Origin of the sequence: Herbaspirillum sp. DW155 (genome assembly GCF_037076565.1) — a bacterium.
GTDB lineage: Bacteria > Pseudomonadota > Gammaproteobacteria > Burkholderiales > Burkholderiaceae_D > Herbaspirillum.
Genome location: NZ_AP029028.1, coordinates 2,930,131 through 2,942,611, shown reverse-complemented (window position 1 = coordinate 2,942,611; position 12,481 = coordinate 2,930,131). Strand labels below are relative to the sequence as shown.

The 12,481-nt window shown below is 64.5% G+C and carries 9 protein-coding genes; 8 read left to right on the top strand and 1 reads right to left on the bottom strand.

The genetic code is table 11. The annotated features are described in order from the left end of the window. Positions 1–368: 368 nt before the first annotated feature. The 5 genes from AACH55_RS13490 (at position 369) to AACH55_RS13470 (ending at position 4,966) form a co-directional block, all read left to right on the top strand. Positions 369–734, top strand: coding sequence for a hypothetical protein (locus AACH55_RS13490; RefSeq protein ID WP_338715043.1), 366 nt, complete (start codon positions 369–371; stop codon positions 732–734). Positions 735–770: 36 nt separating this feature from the next. Then, the gene (locus AACH55_RS13485; protein WP_338715041.1) at positions 771–1,313 is read left to right on the top strand and encodes a hypothetical protein; all 543 of its coding nucleotides are present in this window, start codon (positions 771–773) and stop codon (positions 1,311–1,313) included. A 357-nt stretch (positions 1,314–1,670) separates the two neighbouring features. Continuing rightward, the gene (locus AACH55_RS13480) at positions 1,671–3,278 is read left to right on the top strand and encodes an ATP-binding protein (RefSeq protein ID WP_338715040.1); all 1,608 of its coding nucleotides are present in this window, start codon (positions 1,671–1,673) and stop codon (positions 3,276–3,278) included. Between the two features lie 60 nt (positions 3,279–3,338). Beyond that, positions 3,339–3,803: a response regulator gene (locus AACH55_RS13475; RefSeq protein WP_338715039.1), complete on the top strand. Its 465-nt coding sequence runs from the start codon at positions 3,339–3,341 to the stop codon at positions 3,801–3,803. Next, positions 3,800–4,966, top strand: coding sequence for a hybrid sensor histidine kinase/response regulator (locus tag AACH55_RS13470; RefSeq protein WP_338715038.1), 1,167 nt, complete (start codon positions 3,800–3,802; stop codon positions 4,964–4,966). Before AACH55_RS13475 ends, AACH55_RS13470 begins: the two co-directional genes overlap by 4 nt. A gap of 40 nt (positions 4,967–5,006) precedes the next feature. Here the strand turns inward: AACH55_RS13470 and AACH55_RS13465 are convergent, their stop codons facing one another. Further along, positions 5,007–7,205, bottom strand: a complete 2,199-nt coding sequence (locus tag AACH55_RS13465; RefSeq protein ID WP_338715037.1) for an ATP-binding protein — start codon at positions 7,203–7,205, stop codon at positions 5,007–5,009. A 554-nt stretch (positions 7,206–7,759) separates the two neighbouring features. Here AACH55_RS13465 and AACH55_RS13460 point away from each other — a divergent pair. The 3 genes from AACH55_RS13460 to AACH55_RS13450 all read left to right on the top strand — a co-directional run bounded on the left by AACH55_RS13460 (position 7,760) and on the right by AACH55_RS13450 (position 12,457). Then, positions 7,760–7,927: a hypothetical protein gene (locus AACH55_RS13460; RefSeq protein WP_338715034.1), complete on the top strand. Its 168-nt coding sequence runs from the start codon at positions 7,760–7,762 to the stop codon at positions 7,925–7,927. Positions 7,928–7,940: 13 nt separating this feature from the next. Beyond that, positions 7,941–8,321, top strand: a complete 381-nt coding sequence (locus tag AACH55_RS13455) for a hypothetical protein (RefSeq protein WP_338715032.1) — start codon at positions 7,941–7,943, stop codon at positions 8,319–8,321. Positions 8,322–8,656: 335 nt separating this feature from the next. Next, positions 8,657–12,457: a PAS domain S-box protein gene (locus AACH55_RS13450; RefSeq protein ID WP_338715030.1), complete on the top strand. Its 3,801-nt coding sequence runs from the start codon at positions 8,657–8,659 to the stop codon at positions 12,455–12,457. Positions 12,458–12,481: the final 24 nt, after the last annotated feature.

The window sequence follows — 12,481 nt, the reverse complement described above, 5'->3', positions numbered from 1 at the left end:
CCGGCTTGTTCCCGTTGGGTTGACCGCTCGTCACGGCGACTGCTTGCATTCTCATTTCGGCCTCCTCACGTTGATGCTTCATTGACCCGGTGAGCCTTAGCATATCGAGAATTTTTAGGAATTGGCTGACCGGTTCTGACCTGTCTGATATCTCCGAAAGTCAACAGGGTAAAGGCTTTGCGGGCATCCATAACAATCCGGGACGGATCAACGTCAGATCCGTTTTCCACTTTTCCTACGCGCAAATATCCCGCCGTCCGATGTCGGCAAGCGCAGCCACGCCACTAAGATGGCGTCTAAGATGGCGTGATACCGGCACCTCGTCCGGCACTTCGCCGGCCGTGCCGTCTTGCTACAAGGAGTGACGCATGACAAAACTGCCCGCCGCCGATCTGCAGTTGCCGCTGTTTACCTACGGCCGGCGCGGCGAAATCCTGGTGGCCGAAGCCGCTGGCGTTTATCTCGACTATTCCAAGAATCTGGTCACCACCGAGACCATGGGCCTGCTCATGCAGCTGGCGCGCCAGTGCGACCTGCCGGACCGCATCGAGGCCATGTTTCGCGCAGACCCCATCAACGTCACCGAACAGCGCCCGGCATTGCATACCGCCTTGCGCATGCCGGCCTATAAGCGGCTGGTGCTGGACCCCGCCGAACCGTTACATCACGACAGTTCCACCAATGCCCTGATCCGCCGCTATCGCGCAGCGCAGCAGGCCTCACAGGACCGATAAGCCCGGCGCCCCGCAGGCGTCTGCGCAGGAGACACCATGAGCACCATCATTGCCGCCCGTTTCGATCTGCAGGAAGAGGCCGCGCATGCGGTCTCGGTGTTGGAGGAGGCGGGCTTTGCGCGCGCCCGCATCAGCACTTTCTTCGTCAACCCGGCCGGCCAGCATGACCGCTTTGCCGTCGGCGGCGACCGCGACAAATCTCCCGGCGCCGAAGACACGGATCGCGGCGCCGCCGCTGGCGTGGCGGCCGGTGCCGGCGCGGGTGCCGCTGCGGGACTGGCCACGGCGCCGGTGACAGGGCCGCTGGGCCCGGCCCTGGGCGGGTTGGTGGGTGACCACCTAGGCGGCCTCGTCGGCAGTCTCGCCGCTACCGATGATGATGCCGTGCCCCGCCGCGTGGCGGGCATGATGGTGGCCGTTGCCGTGGACGACCCACAGCAGGACAGTGAAGCGATCCGCCTGCTGCAAGCCCTGGAGGGGGCCGATCTGGAACGCGGCGCGGGCACCATCCGTGACGGCGACTGGATCGACTTCGATCCTCTCTCGATACCGCAGCCGGTGCGTCCCCCTTCCAGCTAATCCACAGGTGAGACGGGGCGACTCGCGCCCTCGCATTTGCCGCTCCTTTTTGATGATCCGTTGCCGGGCTGCACCCCGGCTGCTTGTCACGGCCTGCGCGCGCGGGCATATTGTGAGTTTATAATCGTGCGTAATAATTGATTACCAGAAACGCACGCTACCGGTCCGCAGTTCGGGGCCGCATGCAGGCAGGATGCGCGCAGGAAAGAACAACAAGGAAATGCCGAAGGGGGCGCACTGCAGATCCGGCCCGTTGACGTCTGATGCATCCGCTGCGCCCGCCGGGCGCACGTGCGACGTCAGGGGCTGATCGAAGGCTTTGCACCGTAAGAATGATCATGAAGCGGGCGAACGCAGATGAGATTGCTGACCAAGGGCTTGCTGATCGTTGCCATACCAAGCCTGTTTGAAGTACTGCTGCTGGGAGCGCTGTTCAAGTCGCAGGCCGACGCCGAGGATGCCGAGCGCTGGGCCTCGCATTCCCTGCAGGTCATCAACAAGGCCGCCGAGCTGCGCGAACCCTTGCTGCTGGAGGCGGCGCGCATACGCAATGCCGTTCTGCTGGACCAGCCCGACACCTTGAACCGCAGCGACATCTGGGGTGAGGTCGAGATCAAGGCCGGCGAACTGGCGCGACTGGTCTCCGACAATGCCGCGCAAAGCACGGCCATGCGTGAGGTGCATGAATCCATCGCGCGCTACCGCAACTGGGACGACAGTGCCCGCGAGCGCTTGAGACGGGGCCAGCGCGATGATCTGATCCGCCAGTTACGCGATGAGCAGGGACCGCACCGGCTCTCCGAATTCCTCAAGCAGATGGACCGTTTCGTGGACGAAGAGCGGCGCCTGGGTGCCGAGCGCAGCGAGCGCCTCCAGGAGGCGCGCCGTTCGCAGACCTGGCTGCTGATCGCAGCGGTGCTGGGCTCCATCGTGACGGCCGCGGCGGCTTCACTGGCGTTTACCCGCAGCATCGGCCGTCGCATCGGCATCCTGATTGCCAACGCCCGCCATTTGTCCGATGGTCAGCCACTGGCTGCGCGCGTCGATGGCAATGATGAGATCAACCTGCTCGACGATGCCCTGCATCGCAGTAGCGAGCGGCTGACCGAAGCGGCGCACCAGGCCAGGGGTTATCGCGAGGAACTGGAACAGCGCGCGCGCGAACTGGCTGAGGTCAACAGCGATTTGCGCCAGCAGACCCAGGACAATGAGATGTTCATCTACAGCGTCTCGCATGACCTGCGCTCGCCACTCGTCAACCTGCAGGGCTTCAGCAAGGAAATCACCCATGCCACGCGCGATCTGCTGGACGAAGTGGAGCGGCTGGCCTTACCCGAGCCGGATCGCCAGCGTCTGCGTGCTCTGGTGGAGGAAGACATCCATACCTCGCTGCGCTTCATCCAGAATGCGGTGACGCGCTCGGCCGGCATCATCGATGCCATGCTGCGGCTGTCCCGCGCGGGGCGGGTCGAGTACCAGCCGGTGATGCTGGACATGCATGCCATTGCCCAGCGCATCGTCGCCGCCATGAGTGGCAGCATCCGCGCCAAGGAGGCGCAGGTGGAGATTCAGGCCAACCTCCCGCCCGCCTATGGCGACCCGGTGTCGGTGGAACAGGTGCTGGGCAATCTGGTGGGCAACGCCGTCAATTACCTCGACCCCGCCCGTCCCGGCCGCATCACCATCGGCTATCTGCCCCAGCAGGCCGACAGCGTAGTGGCCGCGCCCAGCCTGATTACTTACTTCGTGCGCGACAACGGCCTGGGCATTCCGGCCGCCTACATGGACAAGATGTTCATCGCCTTCCAGCGCCTGCATGGCAACGCGGCCAAGGGCGAGGGCATCGGGCTGGCGCTGGTCAAGCGTGTCGTGGAGCGGCATGGCGGGCGCATCTGGGTGGAATCAGTGGAGGGGCAGGGCAGCTGCTTCTACGTCGCCTTGCCGGCCCGCCCGCCGGTGGCCTGAGGATATCCGGCCACGAAGAGATCAACCAAGAGGGATCCACCAACGGACAAGGAGCACAAGATGGCCACAGAGCAGAGCGTCAACATCATCCTGGTCGAAGACGACGACGGCCATGCGGTACTGGTCGAGAAGAACCTGCGGCGCGCCGGTCTGGTCAACGGCTTTCAGCGCCTGCGCGATGGTCAGGAAGCGCTGGATTATTTCTTCGGCGGCGATCTGGCCCGCGCCGATCTGCAACAGCTGGTGGTGCTGCTGGACGTGAATATGCCGCGCGTGAACGGCGTGGAGGTGCTGCGGCGGATGAAGCAGGAAGCCGCCATTGCCGCCATTCCGGTCATCATGCTCACCACCACCGATGATCCGCGTGAAATCGCCCATTGCTACGAAGTGGGCTGCAACGTCTACATCACCAAGCCGGTGGAATACGACGACTTCATCGAGGCGGTGCGGCGCCTGGGCTTCTTCCTGCAGGTGGTCAAGCTGCCGACACCCGGCGTGGTGTCGCGGGAGAGCGGATCACGATGACCGCCGTGATTGCTCACGTGCTGGTGCTGGAGGATGACGACGGCCTGCTGGCCCTGGCCAGCCGGGTGCTCAAGAAGCACGGTCATCGCGTCACCGCCGTGGCCGATGCCGGGGCGGCGCACGCGGCGGTGCAGGGCGAGCGCCCCGACCTGCTGATCGTGGACTACAACCTGCAGGCCCTGGAGAGCGGTCTGGATTTTTTCCGCAGCCTGCGCGCGGCGGGGGTGGAGATCCCGGCCATCATGGTGTCGGGCCTCTCGGATGAGCTGCGCATCATCGAGGCCCTGCGGGCAGGGGTGGCCGATGTGCTGCCCAAGACCAGCGATTATCTCGACCACCTGCCGGAGATCGTGCAGCGCGTGCTGGCCCAGCAGTCGCAGGCGCGTGATGCAAGTCTGGCCTGGCAGCGGGTGCGCCAGCTGGAACAGGAAAGGGAAACGCTGCTGGCCGCCGGCCAAGCCGCCCAGGCCGAGGTGGCGCGCCTGCGCAGCGGGCGCGAGGCCTTCCTCGATACACTCTCGCACGAGCTGCGTATGCCCCTCAATGCCATCCTCGGCTGGACCCAATACCTGCTGCGCGATGCCACCGATCCCGCCAGGCTGCACAAGGGCTTGCAGGTGATCGAACGCAATGCGCGGCTGCAGGCGCAACTGGTGGAGAATCTGCTCGATACCAACCGCATCCTGTCCGGCGCGTTGCGCCTGGCGGTCGCGCCCGTTCCACTGGCTGAACTCATCGGCGACGCCATCGCCACCGTGCAGAGCGCGGCGGCCGCCAAGGAGATCGCGCTACGTGCCGAGCCGGCCACCGGCGCGGTGCTGGGAGATGCCGCGCGCTTGCGGCAGGTGCTGGGCAAACTGCTGATGAATGCCATCCGTTTTACGCCACGCCAGGGCCGGGTGCTGCTGTGCCTGCACCGGCACGACAGCGAAGTGGAACTGGAGGTACGCGACAGCGGCCAGGGCATGACGGCGGCCGAGCTGGAGCGATTGTTCCCGCCACAGCGCGAACCCGGTCCCGCCCCGGGCAGTGGTTCTGGCCTGGGCCGGGGGCTGGCGGTGACACGTCAGCTGGTGGAGCTGCACGGTGGCCGCTTGCGCGCCTGCAGCGCCGGTCCCGGGCAGGGTGCAAGTTTCTTCGTCAGCCTGCCGCTGGTCGCGTAAGACATCGCCTGCCGGCGCGCCTTGCAGGCCGGTGCCAGGCTTAGCCGGCCAGGATGGGAATCGTGACCGTGAAGGTAATGATGTGATGATCGCAGTTCACCGCAATCTTGCCCCCGTGGCCGTTGACGATCTCGCTGACGATGTACAGGCCCAGTCCCAGACCACGCGCATTGCGCTGGTTGCCCATGGATTGCTTCTTGTAGGGCTTGAACATGTGCTCGCGCACTGCCGCCGGGATGGCCGGACCATGATTGGACACCGAGATCGTCAGCACGTCCTCGCGGCGGAACACGATCAGGGTCGAGGGCTTGCCGATCTCGCCGTGATGGCGCGTGTTGGAGAGCAGGTTGGAGACCACCTGGCCGATGCGGTCGCCATCGACTGCGATCTCGCCGCAGTCTTCCGCTTCGAGGATGATCTCGTTGTCGGGATAGGCCATGCGCGCTTCATTGACGATCTCGGTGACCATCTTGCGCACGTCCAGCGGGCGGCGCTGGATGTCCAGGCCCATGCCGCTCTGCAGGCGGCTGATGTCGAGCACCTGGGAGATCAGGCGATGCATGCGGCTGGATGAGGAAGAGATGCGCTTGCTGAGGTTGGCGCTGGAGGGCGAAGGCTCGCGCACCTCGATCATACGGGCAGCCATCATGATGGCCTGCAGCGGATCGCGCAGGTCATGGCCCAGCGTGGCCAGCAGGGTTTCGCGTGCGCGCTTGACCATGTTCTCGTTGGTCAGCGCCACTTCCTGCAGGTCCAGCCGCAGCTGGCTGGCGATCTCGGTTTGCGTCGGCTCCCACGGCAGGCTCTTGCCGCGCACCGTTTCCTTCCAGACGGCGAAGGAGCCGCGCGGTGTCAGGCGCGGTCCGAGCGGGCCGATGCTGTATGTCTTTTCGGGATTGCCGCCCCAGCGCACGTCTTCCACCTGTTCGCTGCGGAACCAGAAGGCATAGCCGTCCTGTTGTCGATAGAAACGCACGGCCAGCACACCGCAGGTGTCTCCCAGTGCCGCCTTCAGAGCCGGCACGTCGGCACCCAGCGCAGTGGTGGCAAAAGCTTCGCCCGGTTCGTTTTCATTGAGCCAGTTGATCAGCGCGTTGACGCCTTCGCGCGAAGGTGCCTTGCCGAAGACCTGGGTCTTGCGGTCCAGGGAAATGGCGCCACCGTGGGCATGCATCAGCTGCAGGTAAGCCTCGTGGTTGGCCGCCAGTGCCAGCACGATGTCTTCGCGGTCGGTGACCTGGGCCACGATCTGGCGGCGCAGGTCGGTGCTGTATTCCAGCGCACGGGCGCGCTCGCCGTTGAGATTGCGTTCCACCAGGGCGCTGACGAATTGCGCCAGCAGCTGGCAGGACATGCGCACCGCATGCGGCACCAGATGCGCTTGCATGTGGTGGCAGGCGATCAGGCCCCACAGGCGCTCGCCGATCACGATGGACAGGCTCATGGAGGCAGCCACCCCCATGTTGCCGAGGTATTCGATGTGCACCGGCGAGACACTGCGCAACATGCTGTGGCTCAGGTCCAGCGCACGGCCGGTGAGGGGATTGTGATCCGGTTCCAGCGCCACGGTGGGCGCACCCACGTCGGCGATCAGGCGGATCGGATTGATCACGTACAGGCGCCGCGCCTGGGCCGGAATGTCACTGGCCGGATAGCGCTGACCGAGGAAGGGTTCGAGGTCCTCGCGCTTGTGCTCGGCGATCACCTCGCCGCTGTCGTCATGCCGGAAGCGATAGGCCATCACGCGGTCAAAGCCGGTGATGCGGGCGATCTCATCGACGGCCCGCATCAGCAGGTCTTCCACGCCCTGCTGGCGCTGGATGCGCTGGATGGCCTGGTGGGCGGCCAGGGCAAAGGCCTCCAGCGGGAGGGCATCGGCGGCACGTTGTTCGAATTCGGCGATGAGCACGCCTTCGGATTTGTGCGTGACCAGATCGAAGGTGCCGCTCTCCAGCGTGATCATCCGCGCATCGACGTAGCCATGCCGGTCTTCCAGCGCCGCATGAATCAGCGCGCGGGCGGCTGCATTGAGATGCGCCGCGCCGAGCGCCTGACCGGGTTCGGGCAGGGCGCCCAGCAGTGCTGTGGCATTGGCACTGCGCGTGGCCAGCTCGCCCTGCGGCGTGAAGCACAGCAGGGCGCCATGATTCTGGATGGAACCGGGGATATGGATCGGTTCCTGATCACAATTGCTCAGGTCGACCGCTCGCCGGCGGCTTGCGTGGTACGGATTGCTCATGCACTACTTTCTCGATGTCTGCTTCAGCAAGGCATCGAATGACCGGCACGGTGACCACAGCGGCGGCAAGTTGAAGGGCGAGAAGACAAGGGCATCCGGGAGACCCGATCTGACTCCGGCAGCGGGTCGCTGCAAGAGAATGATGCGTATTCTTGGCTTCGGGAAATGTCCATTATAGGCGTCATCGTGAAGACCGGTGCAGAGCGTACAACTTTTAATTCGCTGCGGGATCAGATGGCGATGCGATCCGTCTCGCGGCGCGACGAGCCTTCCGGTTTGTCCTACAAGTCAATCGGGAAGCGTCCGATAGTGGCTCATCCATGCCGGGTCTTAAGATGCGCAATACTCGCAGAAACAACGCGGCATGCTCGCAGCGATTGATGCCGCACGGGAAAAGAAAGCCCGGTCCTGCGCTGTCCTGTCTTCTGGAACGACCATTCGTGTGAGCCCGGCGCATCAAGCTCTTCCAGTTTTGCTGCACCTGGCTAAAATGAAGTTTCACCGGAAGTGTTTGGCAGCACGGCGGCCTGGCGCAGATCAGGGAGCGAACACCCATGCTGTCGATGAAACACAGGGAGAAGATCAATCATCGTGTCGGCCAGGCGCGGCTGGTTGATCAGTGGCAGCGCGAGCGCCTGCAAGCCCAGGCCAGCAGCCATGCCGCACAGGACAAGCTGACGTTGCAACCAGCCCGGCGCAAGTGGTCGGCGTCGGATCTTTGAGCAGGGTAGCCTCATGGACAAGTCTGATTCCACCCATCCTTATGATCCTCTGATCGCCATCCAGCAAGGCGACTGGACGGCCTACCGCAACCATATCTCCTCCCAGGGCCACGCCGGCGCGGACGCGGAGTCCGAAGCCTTGCCGCTGTCGGCCTATCCCGTGCCGGCCCAGGACAGTGCAGGGCAGCCGCTGCATGGCGAGGAAGACATCCTGGCCTATCGACGTCGCTGCGCGCGCGCCTACATCGGCATGAATGGCCGTCTCGGCGGGCGGGCCTACCGGCCCAACGAGCCGGTGATCCTGACACAGGAGGCGGTGCAGGAACTGGCTGAACTGAACCGGCTGTTGCGCGAGGAACGTGCGCTGAAAAAGAAGAACGAGAAAACCAGCTGAGCCCGATGGTCTGCCGGCGTGCGGTCATCTTTTTGATCTTGCGCGTGTAGGTGCGCGTCGCGATTTCGTGTAGGAAAACAGGAGGTGCCCGCCCGCGCTTGCGCCATGCGGTATTGCGGCCGATGACAGTTTTTTCGCACGGTGGGAGTGGGCCCGGAAGGGAGACGGGCTTCCCGTATAATCGTCGACGGCACGCAGCAGGGATGCTCAGGTAAAGCGCCTGCTGCAGCCGATGCGAACAACAATGAAGGGACCAGCGGGGAGCACGAAGGCGCCAGCCTCTCACCCATCAGACCCCGGTGCTCAACGCTAGGCTTAAAGGTAAGTTTCACGACATGGCAGACATTTCTTGGTTGCGCGGCACAGGTCTGGCCGCGCAGATCGTCGCGGCAACCGATTGGACGGCAAATCCCCTGGGTGCGCCGGCGCAGTGGTCGCCGACCTTGCGTACCTCGCTCAACATCGCGCTGCATTCGCCTTTGCCCAGTCTGCTGGTGTGGGGAAGCGCGCGCGTGATGCTCTACAACGATGCCTTGGCTGCCTGTATCGGCGCGGCCCATCCGGCGGCCTTCGGGACGCCGCTCAGCGATTCTCCACTGTGGCGTGGTGCTGGCCGGCTGGGCGAGGCGGCCATCGGCGCGGCCTTCAGCGGTCAGCAACAGCAGCTCGCCCGCTTGTCATTGTTCGCCGGGGGCAGCCAGGCCGGGGGGGCAGCGGAGCAATGGGACCTGTCGTGCGTCCCGGTGTGGGAAGACGGCAGCGAAGGCCAGGCCGCGCAGGTCGCCGGTGTGCTCTGTACGCTGGTGCGCGCCAGTGCGCTCGATACGGCGCTGGCCCACACGGACCTGCTGCGTGATCTGATGGAACAGTCGCCCAGCTTCAAGGCGGTGGTGCGCGGTCCGCAGCATGTGTTCGAACGTGTCAATGGGGCCTACTTCAAGCTCTTCGGTGAGCGCCCCGTGCTGGGCCTGCCGGCACGCGAAGCACTGCCGGAACTGCTGGACGAAAATCTCTACGAATTGCTGGACCGCGTGTATCACACTGGCCAGACCTATACCGAACGCGGCGCACGCCTGTTTTTGCGACGCACCCATGAGAGCGGTTTTGCCGGTGCCGTGCTGGACTTCGTGTTCCAGCCCATCAAGGATGCCGAGGGCAAGGTGGCGGGCATCTTCATCGAGGGCAACGACGTCACCGAGCGCTACGTTGCCGAAGAGCGCCTGCGCATCGTCGATCGGGCCGGCGGGATCGGTATCTTCGAATGGTTTCCGGGAACCGGCAAGCTGGCCGTGTCGGATCGTTTCCGCCGCTTGTGGGGCTTGCCGGCTGAGGGCGAGGTGAGTTCGCAGCAACTGGTGGAGATGGTTGACGAACAATTCCACCCGAATCTGGGGACCGCCCGCATCAAGGACGGCCTGCGCAATCCGCTGGAATATACCGAATACCACATCACCCGCCCGGATGGCGAACAGCGCTGGCTGGCCCGCAAGGGCGAGGTGGTGGAAGACGATCCGCGCGCCGGTGCGCGCTATGTGGGGGTGGTCTTCGATGTGACCTCCCGCAAGCTTATGGAGCAGGCGCTGGCCGCGTCCGAAGCGAGCGTGCGCGCCAACAATGCATTCGTGCGGCAACTGCTGGATTCCACCGACCAGGGCTTCTTCTCCATCGACCGCGAGGGTATCGTCACGCTCTGCAATGCGGCCTTCCTGCAACTGCTCGGCTACGCCAGCGAAAAGGACGTACTGGGCCGGCCGCTGCACGACGTCATTGCGAGCACCGACGACGCTTGCGCGCGCGGCGATTGCGCCGTGCTGCGGGCCGCGCGCGAGGGCCTGACCTCGCATGTGGACAGCGAAGACTTCCTGCGTGTGGATGGCACCAGCTTCCCGGTGCAATACCAGGCGCATCCGGTATGGCAGGATGGCCAGCTGCAAGGCGCGCTGTGCACCTTCATCGATCTGACCGAACGCCGGCGCGGCATGCGGGCATTGTCCTGGAGCGAGAACCGCCTCACCGCCATCTTCAACCAGGCCTCGGTATGCTTCTCCGAGCTTGACCTGCAGGGCCGCTACCTGCGCGTGAACCAGGCCCTGTGCCGCATGCTCGGCCGCACCGAAGCCGAGATGCTGGAGATGACACTGGCCGACGTCACCCATCCCGATGATGTGCCGATGAACATGACGCTGTTCAATCGCTGCATCGAGCACGGCAGTTCATTCACGCTCGAAAAACGCTATCTGCGCCCGGATGGCAGCGCCTTCTGGGTCTCCAGCGACATCAGCCGCATCGTCGATGACGAGGGGCGTCCGCAGGCCATGATCGCGGTCTCCACCGACATCACCGAACGGCGCCGTGCCGAAGAGGCGCTGCGCGAACTCAACGATACGCTGGAGCAGCGCGTGGTCGAGGAGATACTCGAGCGCAGTCGCGCCGAAGCGGCGCTGCGGCAGATGCAGAAGATGGAAGCGGTGGGCCAGCTCACCGGCGGCGTGGCGCACGACTTCAACAACGTGCTGCAGATCATCGGCGGCAACCTGCAATTGCTGCAGACCGATCCGCGCCTGGATGAGCGCAGCCGCCAGCGGGTGCGCACCGCCATTGGTGCGGTCGACCGGGGCGCCAAGCTGTCTTCGCAGCTGCTGGCCTTTGCCCGCCGCCAGCCCCTGCAGCCGCGCAGCATCAACCTGCAGCGCGTGGTGCAGAACATGGAGGATCTGCTGCACCGTGCCGTGGGCGAGAACATCGAGATCTCCACCGTCATCACTCATCACTTGTGGAACACGATGCTCGATCCCAACCAGGTCGAGAACCTCATCATCAACACCGCCATCAATGCGCGCGATGCCATGCCCAACGGCGGACGGCTGACGCTGCAGATCGATAACGTGCAGCTGAGCGATCCGGCCTTTCTGTCGCAGGCCGATCTGCCGCCGGGTGATTACGTGGAATTGCAGATTTCCGATAACGGCGCCGGCATGTCGCCGGAGGTCCGCGAGCGCGCCTTCGAGCCTTTCTTCACCACCAAGCGCGAAGGCGAGGGCACCGGACTGGGGCTGTCAATGGCCTATGGCTTCGTCAAGCAGAGCCGGGGTCACATCAGCCTGCACAGCGAATCCGGCAAGGGCACCACGATCCGCATCTACTTCCCGCGCTGCGTGGATGAGGAAGTGGTCATCGACGAGAACCGCGATATGGAGGTCGGCGGAGGCGACGAAACCATCCTGGTGGTGGAGGACGATCCCAACCTGCAACTGACAGTGATCGATACGCTGTCCTCGCTGGGCTATCGTGTGCTCAAGGCCGACAATGGCGAGCGCGCCTTGACCATCCTGCAGAGCGGCGTTGCGGTGGACATGATGTTTACCGATGTGGTCATGCCGGGCAGCGTGCCGGTGACCGAGCTGGCGCGCCAGGCACGCCAGTTGCTGCCGGAGATCGAGATCCTGTTCACCTCCGGCTATCCGCGCGATGCCATCGTGCATGAAGGGCGCCTGGATGCGGGCGTGGAGTTGCTCTCCAAGCCATATCGGATCAACCAGCTGGCGCAACGGATCCGGCAGATGCTGTCCAACCGCGCCCATCGCATCGAACTGGCGCGGCTCACACGCGAGCGCGATCAGGCCAATGCCAGCGCCACGCTGCACGTGCTGCCGGTAGGGGATCGCCAGCGGCAAGCGGAGGGCCAGGACGCCCACTTCGATCAGGCCGCCAACGCAGCGGCCCAGGCGCGTGATCCCTTGCCGCCATCGCCATCGGTGATGGATCAGGCGCAGGAGCCGGCCAACGGGTTGCGTCTTTTGGTGGTGGAAGACAATATCGACTCGCAGCAACTGGTGTGCGAACTGCTCGAGACGCTGGGCCACCAGGCACGTGGCGTGGTCAGCGGCGAGGATGCCCAGCAGGCCCTGGGCGAGCAGCGTTTCGACGTGCTCTTCACCGACGTCAACCTGCCCGGCATGTCTGGGGTGGAACTGGCCAGGCGGGCAGTGGAACGCTTCCCGGAGATGTCGGTGATCTTCGCTTCCGGCTACGGCGCCATGGTGACGCGCAACGTCGGTTTTGCCTCGCACTCGCTGCCCAAGCCCTACGATATCGATCAGCTGCAGGAGATCCTCAAGAAGATCGCCACGGCTTGATGAGATCGCGACGCGGCAGGGTCG

Coding starts and splice junctions, on each gene's coding strand:
- AACH55_RS13485 (WP_338715041.1), top strand. CDS start 771: ATGAGCACCATCATTGCCGCCCGTTTCGATCTGCAGGAAGAGGCCGCG.
- AACH55_RS13470 (WP_338715038.1), top strand. CDS start 3,800: ATGACCGCCGTGATTGCTCACGTGCTGGTGCTGGAGGATGACGACGGC.
- AACH55_RS13465 (WP_338715037.1), bottom strand. CDS start 7,205: ATGAGCAATCCGTACCACGCAAGCCGCCGGCGAGCGGTCGACCTGAGC.
- AACH55_RS13455 (WP_338715032.1), top strand. CDS start 7,941: ATGGACAAGTCTGATTCCACCCATCCTTATGATCCTCTGATCGCCATC.
- AACH55_RS13475 (WP_338715039.1), top strand. CDS start 3,339: ATGGCCACAGAGCAGAGCGTCAACATCATCCTGGTCGAAGACGACGAC.
- AACH55_RS13450 (WP_338715030.1), top strand. CDS start 8,657: ATGGCAGACATTTCTTGGTTGCGCGGCACAGGTCTGGCCGCGCAGATC.
- AACH55_RS13480 (WP_338715040.1), top strand. CDS start 1,671: ATGAGATTGCTGACCAAGGGCTTGCTGATCGTTGCCATACCAAGCCTG.
- AACH55_RS13460 (WP_338715034.1), top strand. CDS start 7,760: ATGCTGTCGATGAAACACAGGGAGAAGATCAATCATCGTGTCGGCCAG.
- AACH55_RS13490 (WP_338715043.1), top strand. CDS start 369: ATGACAAAACTGCCCGCCGCCGATCTGCAGTTGCCGCTGTTTACCTAC.